Origin of the sequence: Bradyrhizobium sp. MOS003, assembly GCF_003020125.1 — a bacterium.
In the GTDB taxonomy this organism is placed as follows: domain Bacteria; phylum Pseudomonadota; class Alphaproteobacteria; order Rhizobiales; family Xanthobacteraceae; genus Bradyrhizobium.
This window is the reverse complement of the sequence record NZ_PYFW01000001.1, coordinates 1687171-1703454: the sequence shown is the minus strand read 5'-3', so window position 1 is coordinate 1703454 and position 16284 is coordinate 1687171. Positions and strand designations below refer to the sequence as shown.

18 protein-coding genes are annotated in these 16284 nt (G+C 64.0%); 2 read left to right on the top strand and 16 right to left on the bottom strand.

What is annotated here, in order from left to right; all coding sequences use genetic code 11:
• The first annotated feature begins 50 nt into the window (after positions 1–50).
• Together C7G42_RS08245 and C7G42_RS08240 are read left to right on the top strand one after the other, a co-directional pair.
• Entirely contained in the window at positions 51–437 is a 387-nt protein-coding gene (locus C7G42_RS08245; RefSeq protein ID WP_106948430.1) for a hypothetical protein, read from the top strand.
• Positions 438–775: 338 nt separating this feature from the next.
• A complete protein-coding gene (locus tag C7G42_RS08240; RefSeq protein ID WP_106948429.1) occupies positions 776–2566 on the top strand; it encodes a peptide ABC transporter substrate-binding protein in 1791 nt (596 codons plus the stop codon).
• Positions 2567–2626: 60 nt separating this feature from the next.
• Here the strand turns inward: C7G42_RS08240 and C7G42_RS08235 are convergent, their stop codons facing one another.
• From C7G42_RS08235 to puhC, 16 genes are all read right to left on the bottom strand, one after another.
• Positions 2627–3190, bottom strand: coding sequence for a hypothetical protein (locus C7G42_RS08235; protein ID WP_106948428.1), 564 nt, complete (start codon positions 3188–3190; stop codon positions 2627–2629).
• Positions 3191–4342: 1152 nt separating this feature from the next.
• Positions 4343–4609 (bottom strand): hypothetical protein, encoded by a 267-nt coding sequence (locus tag C7G42_RS08225; protein ID WP_106948427.1) that lies wholly within the window; start codon positions 4607–4609, stop codon positions 4343–4345.
• 303 nt (positions 4610–4912) lie between these two features.
• Positions 4913–6940, bottom strand: coding sequence for a S8 family peptidase (locus tag C7G42_RS08220; RefSeq protein WP_158537579.1), 2028 nt, complete (start codon positions 6938–6940; stop codon positions 4913–4915).
• A 46-nt stretch (positions 6941–6986) separates the two neighbouring features.
• Positions 6987–7217: a hypothetical protein gene (locus C7G42_RS08215; protein WP_106948425.1), complete on the bottom strand. Its 231-nt coding sequence runs from the start codon at positions 7215–7217 to the stop codon at positions 6987–6989.
• A gap of 60 nt (positions 7218–7277) precedes the next feature.
• The gene (locus C7G42_RS08210) at positions 7278–8321 is read right to left on the bottom strand and encodes a hypothetical protein (protein WP_147250237.1); all 1044 of its coding nucleotides are present in this window, start codon (positions 8319–8321) and stop codon (positions 7278–7280) included.
• Positions 8322–8407: 86 nt separating this feature from the next.
• On the bottom strand, positions 8408–9232 hold the full coding sequence (locus C7G42_RS08205; RefSeq protein WP_106948423.1) for an AfsR/SARP family transcriptional regulator: 825 nt from the start codon (positions 9230–9232) through the stop codon (positions 8408–8410).
• Positions 9233–9882: 650 nt separating this feature from the next.
• Positions 9883–10302, bottom strand: coding sequence for a DUF2934 domain-containing protein (locus C7G42_RS08200; RefSeq protein WP_245427584.1), 420 nt, complete (start codon positions 10300–10302; stop codon positions 9883–9885).
• Positions 10303–10308: 6 nt separating this feature from the next.
• On the bottom strand, positions 10309–10494 hold the full coding sequence (locus tag C7G42_RS08195; RefSeq protein ID WP_106948421.1) for a hypothetical protein: 186 nt from the start codon (positions 10492–10494) through the stop codon (positions 10309–10311).
• A complete protein-coding gene (locus C7G42_RS08190; protein WP_106948420.1) occupies positions 10491–10652 on the bottom strand; it encodes a DUF2934 domain-containing protein in 162 nt (53 codons plus the stop codon). The genes C7G42_RS08195 and C7G42_RS08190 overlap by 4 nt, the downstream gene beginning before the upstream one ends.
• A 723-nt stretch (positions 10653–11375) precedes the next feature.
• Positions 11376–11597 (bottom strand): hypothetical protein, encoded by a 222-nt coding sequence (locus C7G42_RS08180; protein WP_106948418.1) that lies wholly within the window; start codon positions 11595–11597, stop codon positions 11376–11378.
• 32 nt (positions 11598–11629) lie between these two features.
• Positions 11630–12109, bottom strand: a complete 480-nt coding sequence (locus tag C7G42_RS08175; RefSeq protein WP_106948903.1) for a hypothetical protein — start codon at positions 12107–12109, stop codon at positions 11630–11632.
• Between the two features lie 85 nt (positions 12110–12194).
• The gene (gene hemA, locus C7G42_RS08170) at positions 12195–13406 is read right to left on the bottom strand and encodes a 5-aminolevulinate synthase (protein ID WP_106948417.1); all 1212 of its coding nucleotides are present in this window, start codon (positions 13404–13406) and stop codon (positions 12195–12197) included.
• Entirely contained in the window at positions 13403–14413 is a 1011-nt protein-coding gene (gene puhE, locus C7G42_RS08165; protein WP_106948902.1) for a putative photosynthetic complex assembly protein PuhE, read from the bottom strand. Before puhE ends, hemA begins: the two co-directional genes overlap by 4 nt.
• 13 nt (positions 14414–14426) lie before the next feature.
• Positions 14427–15524 carry a magnesium-protoporphyrin IX monomethyl ester (oxidative) cyclase gene (acsF, locus tag C7G42_RS08160; RefSeq protein ID WP_106948416.1) on the bottom strand — a complete coding sequence of 366 codons (1098 nt, stop codon included), beginning with the start codon at positions 15522–15524 and terminating at the stop codon, positions 14427–14429.
• Entirely contained in the window at positions 15521–15826 is a 306-nt protein-coding gene (locus C7G42_RS08155; RefSeq protein WP_106948415.1) for an O2-dependent cyclase accessory protein, read from the bottom strand. Before C7G42_RS08155 ends, acsF begins: the two co-directional genes overlap by 4 nt.
• Complete coding sequence (gene puhC / locus C7G42_RS08150; RefSeq protein ID WP_106948414.1) at positions 15823–16281, bottom strand: photosynthetic complex assembly protein PuhC; 459 nt, start codon at positions 16279–16281, stop codon at positions 15823–15825. The genes C7G42_RS08155 and puhC overlap by 4 nt, the downstream gene beginning before the upstream one ends.
• Positions 16282–16284 lie beyond the last annotated feature (3 nt).

Genomic DNA, 16284 nt, shown 5'->3' with positions numbered 1-16284 from the left:
GCGGTGCCCGCCGGGCGAGATTGCCGGCACAACCAGCCCGGAGTTTCGTCATGACCACCCTCGCCGCTCCCAAGCTCACCGGCCGAAACCGGCTCGAATGCTTTGCGCTCTATGCGGTGCTGCAAGGCCTGCCGACCTATTCCGGCGTCGCGCTGCTGATGAAGCTGATCAACGGGTCCGAATTCGCCGGCAAGCCGTTCGGGGCCGCCATCTTCGTGGCGACCGTGGCGATCCTCCATGGTCTCATGATGCCATGGCTGGGGCCGAAATTCCCGCATTTCTTCAGGCACAATTTCGAACCGCTGTTTGCCGACACGACGCTGTCCTTCTCCGAGAAGGTCGCGCGCTGGCTGGCACAGCCGAACACGGCGCTGCAGCTGTTGAGCAACGCGCTGCTGCTGTCGGTGCTGGCGATCGGCGTTGCCGGCATCGGTTAGGCGCCGGCTCGCCAGGCTTCGCTCGATGAGTTCATCTGTGGCGACGCCGTGGCGGCTGCAATGAATCTCCGGGTGCCGCAACATCACGAAACTTGATGCGCCCGCAACGACCGGGTTAGCGTTCCGGCGCGACCTTTGAACTTCCCCAAGTTCACCCAAGTTCGCACTGGGTCGCCGCCCGGGTCTCTCGGGCGGCGATCCGGCTCCTGGCCTGCAACACAACAGCTCTCCCCATCGTCATTTCGTCGCATGGCCTTGCGGCCACGCCGGCATTGCCGCCTCCTGCATGATGCCACATGATGCCGGCGACCGATGTCTTCGAGGTGGAGGGTTAGCTGATGGACGAGAACGAGATCCGGGGCCTGGTCGCGGAGGTCAAGCAAGGCACGCTGTCGCGGCGCTCGTTCATCCGGAAGGTGGCCGCGGTCGGAATCGCGGCGCCCCTCGCGAGCCAGATCCTGGTCTGGCACGATGTGGCAATGGCGGATGCCACGCTCGACTACAAGCCGACCAAGGCCGGCGGCGGCGGGGCGCTGAAGATCCTGCTGTGGCAGGCCCCGACCCTGCTCAATCCGCATTTCGCGCTCGGCACCAAGGACCAGATCGCCTCGCGCATCTTCTTCGAGCCGCTCGCCGGCTGGGACAAGGAGGGCAACCTGATCCCGTGTCTCGCCGCCGAGGTGCCGACCAAGCAGAACGGCGGGCTTGCCGCGGACGGCATGAGCGTGGTCTGGAAGCTGAAGCGTGGCGTGAACTGGCACGACGGCAAGCCCTTCACCGCAGACGACGTCGTCTTCACCTGGCAGTACGCCGCGGACCTCGCAACCGCGGCTTTCACCTCCGGCTCCTACAAGGACCTCAAGGTCGAGAAGATCGACGACCATACGGTCAAGGTGATCTTCAAGGCGCCGACGCCGTTCTGGGCCGACCCGTTCGTCGGCGGCCAAGTCGGCCAGATCCTGCCAAAGCATCATTTCGGCGACTATATCGGCGCCAAGTCGCGCGAAGCCCCCGGCAATCTGAAGCCGGTCGGCACCGGGCCGTACAGGTTCGTCGAGTTCAAGCCGGGCGACATGATCCGGGCCGAACGCAACCCCGATTACCACGTCAAGAACCAGCCGCATTTCGACACGATCGAAGTCAAGGGCGGCGGCGATGCGGTGTCCGCGGCGCGCGCCGTGCTGCAGACCGGCGAATACGACTTTGCCTGGAACATGCAGGTGGAGGAGGAGGTCCTCAAGCGCATGGAGGCGAGCGGCAAAGGCAAGCTCGACATCACGCCGTCGGGCAATGTCGAGTTCATCATCCTTAACACGACGGACCCGTGGACCGAAGTCGACGGCGAGCGTTCCAGCGTCAAGACCAAGCATCCGACGCTGTCCGATCCCGCCGTGCGCCGGGCGATCAACCTCCTGATCGACCGCGATTCGATCCAGAAATTCATCTACGGCCGCGGCGGCATCGCCACCGCGAGCTTCGTCAACGCGCCGAAGCAGTTCAAGTCGCCCAAGCTCAAATACGAATTCGACATCGACAAGGCCAACAAGATCCTCGACGAGGCCGGCTGGAGCAAGGGCGCGGACGGCATCCGCGAGAAGGACGGCAAGAAGCTCAAATACGTGTTCCAGACCTCGACCAACGCCCCGCGCCAGAAGACGCAGGCCATCATCAAGCAGGCCTGCCAGAAGGCCGGCATCGAGATCGAGATCAAGGCGGTCACTGCCTCGGTGTTCTTCTCCTCCGACGTCGGCAATCCCGACACCTACTCGAAATTCTACGCCGACATGGAGATGTACAACACGACGCAGCCGCAGCCCGATCCGGAGCGCCTGCTGAACCAGTGCGTGTCCTGGGAGATCGCGACCAAGGACAACAAATGGCTGGGTCGCAACAACTCGCGCTATTCCGATCCCGAAGCCGACAAGGCCTACAAGGCCGCGCAGAACGAGCTCGACCCGGTCAAGCGCGCCGCGCTGCTGATGAAGGTCGACGAGATCTTCTGCGAGGCCCACGTGTTCCTGCCGCTGCTCTCGCGCCCCGTCGTCAACGCCGGCGTCAACAATTTGATGGTCGACATGTCAGGCTGGGACACCATCACGTGGAATCTGGCGGCGTGGTACCGCGCCTGAAGGGCGCGGAGGGAGCGCGGCGAGCGCCGGCATGACATCGTCACGCTGTTTGCGCGCGCATCAGCCGCGGGCGTCGAACTGGCCCTTCCGGCCGGATGCCGCGGCCTGCTGCGCGGCGTAGGCGGACGCCGCGTTCGATGCCGGCGAATAATGCCCGAGCGAGTCGGCGAGCTCTTCGGCAGCGTCGGTGAGCTGCTTCATGATCGCGGCACTGTCGGTCGAATTCTTGCCTGCGGAATGCAGGATCTCGAACGAGATTCCGTTGGGAAGATCGACATGGATCTTGTCGATCCCGACCGCATCCGGCGTTTCGTCATGGCCGGCCTGATCGGCGCTCGCTGCCGGCTGCCCGAACGTCTGCTCGTCCGCGAGCCTCCGCACGAAATCCTCGATGGATTTGAGTGACTCGCTGTCGAAGCCGCCGCCGCCGAAATGGACGATGCCGACCGACATGCCGTTCGGCAGATCGACCTTGATCTCGTCGTAGGGCGTGCCGTCCTGCAGCATGGACGAGAAGGCCGAGGCGTCGTTCTGCGCGCCATCGGTGGATTTCGATTGGCCGCCTGCGAATGGCGAACCCGCCGCGCCGCCGCCACCGATGCTGCTCATGCTGCCGACACTCATACCCGAACTCCACTGTTCATTTGCGAACGCAGCTCTTGCGTGCAACGTGCATGCCAGCTCGCGGATTCATGTTCATCAAGGACTTATCGCGAATTGCGGAGTGCAGCTCCGTCATTCCGGCAAATCCGTCCCGGCAGAATCTGCCGATCCGCGATGCAGTGCCGTAGGGTGGGCAAAGGCGCTTGAGCGCCGTGCCCACGATCTCCCTCTATCAGCAACAAAGACGTGGGCACGCTGCGCTTTGCCCACCCTACGAGATCGAGCTTGTGGTTGGCAGACACGCCTTCGCAATCTCGCGGCGGATTTCGCCCGAGCTTTGCCTTGGTCTCGCTACCCTCTGATCCAAGAGGGCGCAGGGAAGGCCGGGTGCCGGCTGGCACCCGCGGTCCGCTGCGCGAATAATGCGCAAGGATAGACCGCACAGCAGCATACAGGTGTCGCCGATCACTCGGCCTTCCCTGCGCGATGGCTGGACGGCTTATGCCGTGATCTCCCGGGAGCCGACCATTCCTTCTGGCCTCCCTCGCCCCGCGAATTTGGATGATGCAGTCTGCCCGGTTGGGCTCGCTCGCACCTTCGCGAAGACTTGACCGTGGCAACGACGGCCAGGACCACACGGTTTTGCCGTACGCACGGCCCGCCATGTCGCCGCAGTATTCCCGGCCCTGTCGACGGAGCCGGAAACTTACAGACGAGACGAAGCCTGACAGCGCCGTCGTCCGCACGAAGCCTCGGGCTCACAGGGACTACCCGCCCTGCCCGCACCTCTCGTGCCGACGCTGCCGCGTCCACCGCAAGCCCGGCTCGCGAACATGACGACTTCAAGTCGCCCCTCTTGGTGAGCCGGGATGGACGACACATACGCCGAAACCGAATTTCGGTAAAGTGGAATATTTTTATGAGGGTGGATTGACAGAGGGCGACACAGCAAGATGCGGTGGCCAAAAGCGGCTTGTCCGCCATAGCTCGAAGAGCGACGGCGGAAGCGTACCCACGTTTTTTTACCGTCATCGAGAGATCGTGGGCACGGCGCAAGTGCGCCTTTGCCCACCCTACGAGAACTCACTACGCGTCCTCCACGCCACCTCGTCATGGACATGACCGTGGCCGAGCAGCGTGCCGGATCTCTGGCGTCGCTACCCATCCTACGAACTATTTGGGTCCCTTCTTCCGGAACGGATCGGCGGAGTCGTCGTAGCCGCGCCGGCTGCTGTAGAACATCAGGGCCATCAGGCCGCAGCCGATGACGAGCGAGAACAGCGAGCCGAGACCGAGCGCGATCCAGCCGTTCTCGTCCATGGCGGCGTCGTCCACGCCGTTGGTCGCATTCCAGGCCCAATGGATGCCGAACGCCGCCAGGCCGAGCATGACGAGCAGCGCGGCGATGAGAAGCACCTGACCGGGATTGAGGCTTCGCATGGCTGGCTCCCTTCAGCGGGCAACGGCAGCGGGACGCGACGGTTCCTGAGGCTTGCGGAATGGCGCAGGGCTGTCGCCATATGAGGTATCGGCTAGGGGCACACAGCATCCACATCGTCATGGCCGGGCTTGTCCCGGCCATGACGACCTCTGCGAGCGGAGACATGATGGGTTTCGCGAGGGCTCAACCCATCCTACGATTGTCGCAGCGATCGCCACGGCGCAGCAAACACGCGGGGCACAGCGACGACTGCCGCTGTGCCCCTTTTCGCAAGTCGCAAAGGCGCGCGTTCAAGGCGCGCGTTACAGCAATCCGACCTTGTGCATGATCTGCCGGATCTGGGCCGGATCAGGATCCATCATGGTGGGGACGAAGGCCGCGCTCGCCGTCTGTGCGGGACCGCGGGCGACGTAGCTCGAACCGCTTTGCGTGGGATCGACGGACTGCAGCGTCATCGCGCCCGCCGTTTGTGCCGGACCGCGCGCCACTGCACCGGCACCGGCCTGCATGGAAGGAGCGGATTGCGGCGCCGGGGCGCTCGCCGGAACCACGCTCGGTGCTTCGGCCGGCGGCAATCCGAGCAGACGACGCAGCGTTACCAGCGCAGGATCGGTTGCGGACGCAGCCGCGGCGACCGGGGCGACGCCGGTTTCGAGGCCGAGCGCCCGCATCGCGTTCGGCAGGCCTGCGCCGGTCCGGTTGGGGTCACCGAATTGCAGCGGCGTCGCGGTTTCCTTCAGGATCTGGAACAGCCGCTCGACACGGCGTGCATCGCGATTCTGGAAGTTGCCCTTGGTGAAATCAGGGTGATGCGCCAGCACGAGTGCGGCAAGGCCCGTGACATGTGGCGTCGCCATCGAGGTGCCGTCCCAAGCACCGAAACCATCGGCGGGAAGCGACGAGACGATGCCGACACCGGGTGCGCAGACGTCGACCTCCGGTCCGAAGCAGGAGAACTTCGCCGGGAAATACCCGTCGCGGCTCTGGAAGCCATCGAGCGCCTGCTGCGAATGATAGCTGTCGTCGGGGAACTCGCCCCATTTGCCCAACGCGGCAACCGCGAGGCAATGCGGCGTCGAAGCGGGAAACTGCACCGGTCCCGAGGAATTGCCGGCCGCGATGATGCAGGCCATGCCCATCTGCTTGGCGCGGATAATGCGTTCCTCGATGATCTGCGAGGGGTCGCCGCCACCGAGGCTCATATTGGCGACGTCGATGCCGTGCTCCATGCAGTAATCGAGCGCAGAGACGAGATCGCTGAACCGACCGCCGGGGAAGATGCGGCAGACATGGATTTCCGCCGCCGGCGCGAAGCCGCGGATTCCGCCGCCGGGGCCGACCGGACCGCCGGCGATGATCCCGGCGCAATGCGAGCCATGGCCGATCGTGTCGACGGTCCACGCCGCCTTGTCGTTGCCGACGATGCTGGTGCCCACCGTGATGCCGTGCAAATTGCGATGGGTCGGCGCCAGGCCGGAATCGATGATCGCGATCTTGATGCCGGCGCCATTGAAGGACGGCGGCAGGCGATCGAGCCCCATCGCGCGCTCGCCCCAACCCGTCAATTGCTGGCCGGGGAAGTTGCGCAACACCGCGCCGAGCGCCCTCACGGCGATCCGGTTGACGCTGTTGGGAACGAGCTGCGGACGATCGAGCCAGAAGGTCCAGTAGTCGATCTTGGGTTTGACGAGGATCGAGCGGATGGTCTCCGGCGTTTCGCCCTGCAGGGTCACCGTGGCACGGCCGGTGCCGTCGGTGATGCCCTGTGCCGGCCACATGCTGCCGAACACATAGACCTCGGCTTCGGGCAACGGGCCGTCCTGGCCCAGCACTTCGATCGTCGTGGTGAAGCCGTCGGCCAGCGGCGTCAGCACGCCCGGATTGGGAAGCTGCGGCGTGGAGGGGTCGAGCATGTAGGTCAGCCGCTCGTCACGCTCCACCGCGCAACGCCCTTGGGCCTGGGTCTGCAGCAGCTTGGCCTTGTCCGGAGTCATCTTGGCGAGAACCAGCGGACTGAGCGGCACCTGTCCGAACTCGGCGCTCTGAAATCCGAACAGGCGCGGCGGCGAGACCGTTTTCACCACTTCGATGTCGGGGCTGTTGGTGAGCTGCTGGGTCAGGAAGTCGACGCTGAAGGTCGCAAGCCCGGGCTGCTGTTGCGGCGCGATCATGAATTGCGACCGGCGCGATGCGATCGTGACGGGCCCCTGCCCTGGTGCCGGCGACGGGCCCGCCTCGTGTGCGGGATGCGCGCCGTTGCCGTTGGTCGCCGGTTCGGTCGCATTGTTCTCAGCCTGCCCGGACGTTCCTGGTTTGCCTCTCGTGGCCATTGCAGCCTCCTTGATGTTTTGCGTGTCCAATGTTTGCTGACCGACATCAGTCGGCATCGAATGGCTTCAGCGCTGAATCCGGTTCGACCACGAGCGTGGCAAACGTCGATTTCAGGCGATCGGCCTGTGTCTTCGTCATCGAAAGGACGACGACGTCGGGAGCGACCTGCGCTATTCGCGTCACGCCGGGTTCACGCCGCAGGTGTTCGTTGAGCTGACCGGACCGGACCGGGTCTCCCTGCACGATGAATTGCTGCGATGTGTTCGAATCCGTCATCGGGTTTCCCTTCATACTGAGTGCAGGGGCGGGCTTGCGCCCGCCCGCTGCGTGTCGGGTCTAGTGCATCGTGCCACCGGGCTGGCCGGCGCTGAAGACGCCGAGCTGGCGGCCGATATCGAGGCCGGTCTGGGCGCCCTGGCCAATCTTTTTCAGCACGCTCCAGAAGCTCTGCAGCTCCATGTCGGTCGGCGGTGCGCTTGCTGCCGGCTGCAGGCCGGGCTGGTCGGCGCTGAACACGCCGAGCTGATGACCGATATTCACGCCGGTCTGCACGCCCTGGCCGATCTTCTTCAGCACGCTCCAGAAGCTCTGCAGCTCCATGTCGGTCGGCGGTGCCGCCGCCGGCTGCAGGCCGGGCTGGCCGGCGCTGAACACGCCGAGCTGGTGGCCGATATCGAGGCCGGTCTGGGCACCCCGACCGATTTTCTTCAGCACGCTCCAGAAGCTCTGCAGCTCCATGTCGGTCGGCGGCGCGCTTGCTGCCGGCTGCAGGCCCGGCTGGTCGGCGCTGAACACACCGAGCTGATGACCGATGTTCACACCGGTCTGCACGCCCTGGCCGATCTTCTTCAGCACGCTCCAGAAGCTCTGCAGCTCCATGTCGGTCGGCGGCGCGCTTGCTGCCGGCTGCAGGCCCGGCTGGTCGGCGCTGAACACACCGAGCTGATGACCGATGTTCACGCCGGTCTGCACGCCCTGGCCGATCTTCTTCAGCACGCTCCAGAAGCTTTGCAGTTCCATGTCGGTCGGCGGTGCCGCCGCGGCCGGTTGCAGGCCTGGCTGGCCGGCGCTGAACACGCCGAGCTGGTGACCGATGTTCACACCGGTCTGCACGCCCTGGCCGATCTTCTTCAGCACGCTCCAGAAGCTCTGCAGCTCCATATCGGAGACCTGGGCGGAACCTTGCGCCATCTCCGGACCGGCGGAAAACGGCAGAAAACCTCCGCCGATGTTTCCGACGATACCGCCGATGTTCTTTCCCTTCTTGCCGCCGAGCAGACCACCGATAACGCGCCCTGCCGCGCCGCCAAGGATGGAGCCGAAAATCCCCTGCGGGTCCAGTTGGCCGTAATCCTCGTACTGCTGCTGTGTTCCAGTCATGATCAAAATCTCCTGATGAAGTGCCTGACCCGCGAGCGACAATTGCTTCCCGAAGGAGTCGGGATCACTGGTGCGAGCGGCCAAAGCTACGACAGGGATCGTGATGCAGGCGTCACGTGGAGCGTGAAAGTTGCGTCAAAGTTTTTCGCGCGGGGCAATTTGAGCGAGACCGATCTCGGCGACGGGCAGAACATGTGACGAATTTCGCGCTGCAGCTGTTCGGTCTCCTGTTCCGGCGCTGCACGAACGTCCCGCCACAGCACGGAGCGGCAAAGATCATACTGACGCAACGCGTCGGCACGGCGGCCTTGCTGCGCATAACAGCGCATCAAGATGCGGTGGACATTCTCCTGAAGCGGGTCGATCGCGAGAATCCGCAGCGCGACTGCGATCGCGATATCCATGTGTTCGCGCTTGTCGGCGTCCAGCAGGCCCCCGAGCGCCTGCATCACCAGAGTTCTCAGTCGCTGGCGCTCGGCAGAGAGCCAGGCCTCGAATTGGCAGGAGGTCGAGCCGATGCCGTCGAGAAGGTCGCCTCGATAAAGCATCGCGGCACGGGCCAGCCGTTCGGGATCGCCCTCCCGGAGCAGGCGCTCGAATTCCCCGACATCGGTACTGATGGCGGCCGGGCAGATCCGGATGTCGTCGCGATCGGCCGTGATCACGTCGGGATATTGCGGCAGCACGCGCCGCAATGTGAGCAGAGCTTGTCGAAGGCTGGCGCGCGCGCGATCGCTGAAGTGACCGTCCCACAACAGCGTCGCGAGCTTGCCGCGTGAAATGGCCCGAGGGGAACTGAGCGCGACATAGCCCAAGAGAGTTGCAGCCTTGCGGCTGGGGATCAGCACCGACTCACCGGAAGCAGAAACTACCTCGACACCGCCGAAGAGATTGATTTGGAGCAGCGACATTGTCCTTGTCCTTCGGTCATTGTCCTCTGTCCCTCACTTCATGCACGCGCGAACATTCTTATTCTGACCATGATCGCCAACGATGCGGACAGCACCCACCGCCCACACGTCATCGACCGGGTCGAAATGCTCGTGGCCACCATACAACCTGAGTTAGACAAAGCAACGGATGACGCTTGGCATCGCGTCAGCAAATTGTGAGGCCGCTAATTTTCGATGTGTGAGATAGCCCATAGGCAGATTGCGAAATTGCAGGCGCGGTAATCGCTCGCATTTGAAACATTATCGGCTGCGACGACGGAACGACTGCGTGGGGTGCATGACATGTCACGCTGAACACTGTGCAAATGTCGTTGCGTCGCTGCGAAGGTTGCGTGCGGCGTTCGACGCACGCGAGCATGCTGTGCACTTGCCGTGCTCGAGCTCGAACGGCCGTGCCGGCACCGCGCACCAGGTCGTGCGTCAGAAAGCCGCTGCGCCTGCGTCAGCCACCGTCACCGATTTCGTCTGGATGGAAGCACAGGCGACGGCGAGGAGGGAGATGTTCCCTCATTCCAGAGCACAGTTCCGAACTTTCTCGATGCAAGCAGCGTCGAGGACCGACCGATGTTTCGCATCGCCCGGGCGCTGCGACCGGGCACGACACGCAGCTATGAGCCACTCGTGCCCTTCCGCTCCTCGCGCTCGGCCTCGACCTGCCGTTCCGCTTCGAGCCAGAACTCGAGGTCGCGATGGCTTGGCCGGCCCGCATGCTCCCAGAGTTCGTAGGCGCGCGTGCGCACCTGGCCGCGCCGCATCATGCGACGGAGCTTTCGCTTCAGCTCTTCGGCAAAACTTCGGAAGCGCTGGCCGGTGGTTTCGTCCCTGACGAGCGCGGCCGCTCGCGTGGCGAGTTCGATCTGGTGCTCAATCTTCTTCTGCTCGTCCACCGCCGGCCCCTGCCGTGGGAAAGGATTGTTTTTCAGCGCCTTTGCCGTTCTGTGATTGAATTCCTTTCGGGGAGGGTCCGTTCCCTCGGCAACGGCGACGGGGGAAAGTGAGGCGAAGCCGGTCGGGTTCGGGCGGGACAACGCAGCTCAGTGCCACGTCGTGTCGGCTTCGACGATCACGACGCGCGTTTCCGGATCTTCGGACGTGTTGCAGGTGCAGGGCATGCCCTCACCGCAGCGGCAGCCGCCGAACTGTTCGCTCCAGGCCCGGAGCGGATGGTTTTCGCAGACCCAGCCCAGCCCCTGGCAGAACGGACAATTCTTGTCGGTCACAGCGTATCCGGCGTCCGCAGCGTGTTCGACTTGTCCTCGTTGCGCAGCTCCTGCTCGGCCGCGCTCCAAAACTCTTCATCACGGCCTTCGGGCCTGCCGGCTTGCTCCCACAAGCGGTGCGCGCGTTCTCTGATGTCTTGCTCGGTCGGCTCGGACAATTTTCGTCTCCTCTGGTGAAGCACGGCCCCACCCTGGGGGGCATGGGGGCTTTGGAGGCGGGGCCGTGCAGGCCAGCGATCGGCGGCGATTCTGGCCCACCGATTCAAGCGTCGATCGTGTGCGAGAGTTCCAATGCGGGCTCGCAGAGACGCGGCGCGGGACCAAGCCTAAGTCCTAGCCTTGCGCGGCAGATGTCCGGAGTGGTTTGAAATTGATGGTAGCGGGAGAGGGACTCCCTACCAAATCAAGAATTCGCTCGGCAATTCAATGATTTCGAAGGCGTCGGCGAGACCTGTGCTCGGTGTCGGTGATACACCGACGCGAGCGCAAGCTCCTGCGGAAGGCTGGCTCGATCGGTCTGGGCCGGCCAGCGGAAATAGAACTATGCCGAGCGGCGCTTCGATGACGGGTCTTCGGCACAAGCGGCCCACTTCAGCGCTTGGCGCGGCGGCCGACCGGCACGATCGGCAACCGCCTGGCGCCGGGACGCGAAGTCGTCGGCAGGCGCCAAGTGCGGCATGATAAGGCTGGTCTCTTCGGACTAAAGCAGGGAACTCGGTTTGCAACAGTCAAAGTCGCTGCCCTCCGAGATCTCAAGGACGATCTTTTGCGCAAGCATGACGTCGCCTGGGACGAGCGCACCGACCGGCGCGAAGCACCAGCCGATCCCCTCCGTGCCGTTCCGATCGAGCTCCTGAACATTTGCCGCGGTTCGCGGCATCTCAACCGCCGACCAGGCGGGGAAAGAACACCGTCGCGTCCGCCTGCGGATCGAAGGAAGTCAACCGGCGCACCTCGCCCGGGCGCGTCCGAACTGCGGCCGTAAAGCCCGCGGGGACCAGGGTCTCGAAGCGGTGCCGCGCCTCGGCGCGTGCCTGCGCGTCTGCGGGGTCGAAATGGTGACGCATGTCACCTGAATGATCCATCACGATATGAGTTGCCATCGCAGGATCCTCCTTGTGTTCAGACGAAAACTCTAGTCCGGCAACCGAGTGAGCCGAGGCCGCCACACGCCAAGGGCAATGTTGGCCATCGCAATGGCCAAAAACACCCAAAGCGCACCACGACGTGTCCCTAATTCCCCGGCGAGCGTTGCGGGATCGATTTCGCCGGCAAACGCTCGCGCGCTTTGCTCTGCTTCCTGCTGGAGCGGTCCGACCACAGAGACAAATCCCCATTCAAAAACGAGGACGCCGGTCGCCAGCTTTGCCCATGCCCAGCCCGCATTGTGAAAGGCTCTATTCAGGGCTATGGCCAACAAACCGGCGATCAGGGTAAGCCCGAGAGACGGCATGAAGATCCAGGTCGCCACTGCCCCTGTCGCGATGCTGAGCGGCGCGTATTGCGCGATCGCGCTAGGCGCGGGCGCGTAGCCGGCCATGACAAGAAAGCATGCGACCGCGCCGACAAGGCCGATCGCTCCCAGCGTGTGAAGGAACTTCATCAACTTCCGCATGATCGACCGCGGTTCGTAAAAAACCTGGCCTATCGGGCCATTGACCAACTCCAAGCATCCGGATCAGTCAACACGCATCAGCAGATCAAGCTGCCTTGGCGAGCCCGACCTCCGCCCAAATCTCTGCCAGGGCCTGCACCAAATGCTCGATATCAGCGTCGGTATGATGCGGTGACGGCGTGATGCGCAGCCGCTCGGTGCCGCGCGGCACCGTCGGGTAGTTGATCGGCTGCACATAGATGCCGTAGCGGTCGATCAGCACGTCGCTGATATGCTTGCACAGGACGGGATCGCAGACCATGACCGGCACGATGTGGCTGGGATTGTCCAGATGGGCAACTCCCGCCTCGTCGAGCCGCCTGCGCAGCCGCGCGACGCGATCCTGATGCCGCTCGCGTTCCGCCGCGCTCGATTTCAGATGACGGATGCTGGTGAGCGCACCGGCGGCGACCGCGGGCGGCAGCGAGGTGGTGAAGATGAAGCCGGAAGCGAAGCTGCGGATGAAGTCGCAGATCGTCGCCGATGCCGCGACGTAACCGCCGATGACGCCGAAGGCCTTTGCCAGCGTACCCTCAATCACCGTCAGGCGATGGCTGACGCCTTCCCGGTCCGCAATGCCGCCCCCCTTCGGTCCGTAAAGGCCGACGCCGTGGACCTCGTCGAGATAGGTCATGGCGTTGTGGGCATCCGCGACGTCGCAGAGTTCGGCGATCGGCGCGATATCGCCGTCCATCGAGTAGACCGACTCGAATGCCACCAGCTTCGGCGCATGCGGGTCGAGATCGCCGAGCTTGCGTTCGAGATCGCGCGGATCGTTGTGGGCGAAGATGCGCGTGTCGCTGCGGCTGTGCCTGATGCCCTCGATCATCGAGGCGTGATTGAGTTCGTCCGACAGGATCGTACAGCCGGGCATCCGCGACGCCAGCGTGCTCAGCGACGCCATGTTGGAGACATAGCCCGAGGTGAACAGCAGTGCGGATTCCTTGCCATGCAGGTCGGCCAGTTCCTTCTCGAGCAGCACGTGATAGTGGTTGGTCCCGGCGATGTTGCGCGTGCCGCCGGCCCCGGCGCCGCAACTGTCGAGCGCCTCGTGCATCGCCTTCAGCACCGCGGGGTGCTGGCCCATTCCGAGGTAATCGTTGGAGCACCAGACGGTGACCTCGCCGGCGCCGCCCGGCTGATGATGTTTGGCGCGAGGAAACGAGCCGGCCTTGCGTTCGAGATCGGCAAAGACGCGATAGCGGCCTTCGCGATGAAGACCTTCAAGTTGCCGGCGAAAATAGGCTTCGTAGTTCATGACGTCCTCCCGTTAATCGTTGCCGCCGGCTCGGAGCCGATGTTGAGAACCGTGGTCAGGCCATCCCTTGCCTGTTGCTCGCGGAAACTCTGGCGAAATTGGTCTTCGAGACGCTGCCGTGCGCAGGCGGCCTGCGACAGCCTGGGAGGTGCCGCATCGGGGCGCACATCCGCGAGTACGACGAGATTGGGCGGCGCGGCGGCGGTCTTGGTGTCTCGTTCCTGTTCCATGGTGGTGTCCTCCGGCGGGAAACCCGAGCGCATGCCCCAGCCCCACAGCGTGATCGCCGGCAGCGGAAGCAGCATGAACCAGTGCTCGACAACACCGAGCGCAAACAGGGTCGAGACCAGCGTCAGGCCGACGATGTCGAAGGGCGTGATCGCGACTTCGACGATCCGCTGGATCATGATGACGAGGGCTCCGGTCGCAAGCGTCACGGAGACGGGAAAGAAAGCGCTGACCGGGCCGCGCGTGAAAAACGTCTTCAGGAAACGCACCGCGTCGGGCATCAGCTCGTCGTTGGTGACGGGAACGCCGAGGAAGAGATTGATCTTGGCGCTTTGCCTGAGTACCCAGAGCGCCGCAAACGTCCACAGACCGACTTGATTGGGGCTGCCCCAGGTCAGCGCAACGACGGCCGCACCGCACGCCAGCAGCGCGAACTCGTGATAAAGGATGGCCTGCAACGCGAGGCCGAGGCGCGAACGGCCGGTCGCGTTGACCGGACAAGGCTCCGGCCGCGGCCCGGTCAGCCATCCCGCGAGAAACGCAATCTCCTGCGCGCCCCATAACAGGATCGTGCAGGTGAAGGCCGTATACGCGCCGCCAACGCTGGTATCGCCGGCCGTCAGCGCGAGGCCGCCGAGCGACCCGGCGAGCAAACCAACCGCCAGGAACGCGCGCGACAGTTCGAACCGTCCCGAACGTCCCACCAGCAAAAGCACGGCCCCGGTGCTGAACCACCACACGAAGGCAGCGTAGATGGGAGGGACCGTGTACGCGGCTATCAACGTCCTCTCCTCACCACGCGGGTTGCAGGCAGATTTCGCGCGGGAGCGCATTCGGCTTTACCGGCAGCAGGAACAGCCTTGCGAAGGTCAGCGCAGCCTGGGCCGCAAGGCCTGCGCGCTTCAAGCTCGATAGCAAGCCGCCCTGCTCGCGCGCATCCGCAATCGCTTCCGAAATCAGCCGCAAGCGCTCGAGGCCGGCGAGGAAGCGCGGGTTCTCGATATCCAGCGTGACCGGAAATACCTGCCTGGAAATCTCCGAGGTGATGCGGAACACCCGCATGTCGTACTCGGTGGGATCCATGCCAAGCGCCTCGTGGAAAGCGGGGCGCATATGATCGCGCACATACATGGTGGCGAACACCGCGAGCAGGAAGAACCGGATCCAAAGCTTGTTGAGGCCGCGCAGCAGCGACGGATCCGCGCGCATCAAGAGCGCGAACGCTTCGCCGTGGCGGAACTCGTCGTTGCACCACAATTCGAACCAGCGGAAGATCGGATGGAACTGCCGTTCGGGATGACGCTCCATCTGCCGGTAGATCGTGATGTAGCGGGCGTAGCCGATCTTCTCGGACAAATAGGTCGCGTAGAAGATGAACTTGGGACGGAAATAGGTGTACTTCTTCACCTTGGTGAGGAAGCTCAAATCCACCCCGATGCCGTGATCCTTCAGGATTTCGTTGATGAAGCCGGCGTGGCGCGCTTCATCGCGGCTCATGAAGCTGAACAGCTCCTGGATGTCCTTGTTCTTGATCCGCTTCTTGATCTCCGCGTATAGCACGCAGCCGGAGAATTCGGCGGTGAGCGATGAGACCAGGAAATCCTTGAACTCCTTGCGCAGCTCGGGCGGCAGCGATGCGAGGTCGTTCTTGAATTCGTCGGTCTTGACGAAATGCGCCTTGTTGTGATCGGCGCGCAGCTCCTTGATGACCGCATTCCATTCGGAGCGCACCAGGCTGACATCGAGGCGATCCATCGCCTCGAAGTCCGTGGTGTAGAAGCGCGGGCTGAGGATGGTGTCTTCGCGCGCCTTGTCGAGACTTTCGCTGCTGCCCTTGATGCCGGGGCGCGTTTGCAGATTGCCGTGGGTGCCGCCTTCCATGTTGATCATGATGCCCTCCCGTCCGAGAAGCTGACTTCGTAAAGCTCGGTCAATTCCAGGTAGCCCTCGATCCGCGCCCATAGCCGGTCGAGTGGACCGGCGCGGACCACGGTTGCGGTTCTCCGCACGACCAGACGTTCGCCAAAGGCGACTCCGGTCGGCGCGTCGTGAACCCTGACCTCGTCGCCGGGCTCGATCGCGATGTCGCCGTCGAGCACGACGTGGGCGTGCAATGTCTCCGAGGTCTGCTCGATCTCGACCGTGCAGGGGACGTCGAACGTCTTGCGTGAATTGCTCCAGAACATTGTCATGACGAACTACCCTTCAGCGTCATCAGCCGGGCAAAGGCCGCCGTATTGGCCGATCCGAAGGCGTCGAGGTCGATCTGCTTGCCGGTCGAGGTGTCCGTCAGCGTGATCTGGCCGTTGACGAAACGGGTGACGCGAAATGGCGGTTGCTTGCCGATGTCGCCGAGCTTGCGTTCCCGCGCGAGACCGCGCAGCACGACGCGAATGAAGCCGTTGCTGCCCGGCGCCAGCGTATCCACCAATTGCCGGCTGCCGGCGTCGTACACCAGCACCGCGCCATTCTGGCCGTCCTCGAACTGGAAGTCGCGGCTTTCGACGGCGGCCGGGAGCGTCATGTGGACGCCGCCCGTCCCCGTCAGTCGCGCCGTCGTCACCGTCGCGAGCGAAAACAGGACAAGGGCCGCGGCCGCGATGATGCCGCCTTTGGGGACCACGGGTTCCTGGATGGCATGGCTCATGAG

Coding starts and splice junctions, on each gene's coding strand:
- C7G42_RS08180 (WP_106948418.1), bottom strand. CDS start 11,597: ATGGCAACTCATATCGTGATGGATCATTCAGGTGACATGCGTCACCAT.
- hemA (WP_106948417.1), bottom strand. CDS start 13,406: ATGAACTACGAAGCCTATTTTCGCCGGCAACTTGAAGGTCTTCATCGC.
- C7G42_RS08205 (WP_106948423.1), bottom strand. CDS start 9,232: ATGTCGCTGCTCCAAATCAATCTCTTCGGCGGTGTCGAGGTAGTTTCT.
- C7G42_RS08215 (WP_106948425.1), bottom strand. CDS start 7,217: ATGACGGATTCGAACACATCGCAGCAATTCATCGTGCAGGGAGACCCG.
- C7G42_RS08225 (WP_106948427.1), bottom strand. CDS start 4,609: ATGCGAAGCCTCAATCCCGGTCAGGTGCTTCTCATCGCCGCGCTGCTC.
- C7G42_RS08175 (WP_106948903.1), bottom strand. CDS start 12,109: ATGCGGAAGTTGATGAAGTTCCTTCACACGCTGGGAGCGATCGGCCTT.
- C7G42_RS08155 (WP_106948415.1), bottom strand. CDS start 15,826: ATGACAATGTTCTGGAGCAATTCACGCAAGACGTTCGACGTCCCCTGC.
- puhC (WP_106948414.1), bottom strand. CDS start 16,281: ATGAGCCATGCCATCCAGGAACCCGTGGTCCCCAAAGGCGGCATCATC.
- C7G42_RS08240 (WP_106948429.1), top strand. CDS start 776: ATGGACGAGAACGAGATCCGGGGCCTGGTCGCGGAGGTCAAGCAAGGC.
- acsF (WP_106948416.1), bottom strand. CDS start 15,524: ATGATCAACATGGAAGGCGGCACCCACGGCAATCTGCAAACGCGCCCC.
- C7G42_RS08235 (WP_106948428.1), bottom strand. CDS start 3,190: ATGAGTGTCGGCAGCATGAGCAGCATCGGTGGCGGCGGCGCGGCGGGT.
- C7G42_RS08245 (WP_106948430.1), top strand. CDS start 51: ATGACCACCCTCGCCGCTCCCAAGCTCACCGGCCGAAACCGGCTCGAA.
- C7G42_RS08220 (WP_158537579.1), bottom strand. CDS start 6,940: ATGGCCACGAGAGGCAAACCAGGAACGTCCGGGCAGGCTGAGAACAAT.
- C7G42_RS08210 (WP_147250237.1), bottom strand. CDS start 8,321: ATGACTGGAACACAGCAGCAGTACGAGGATTACGGCCAACTGGACCCG.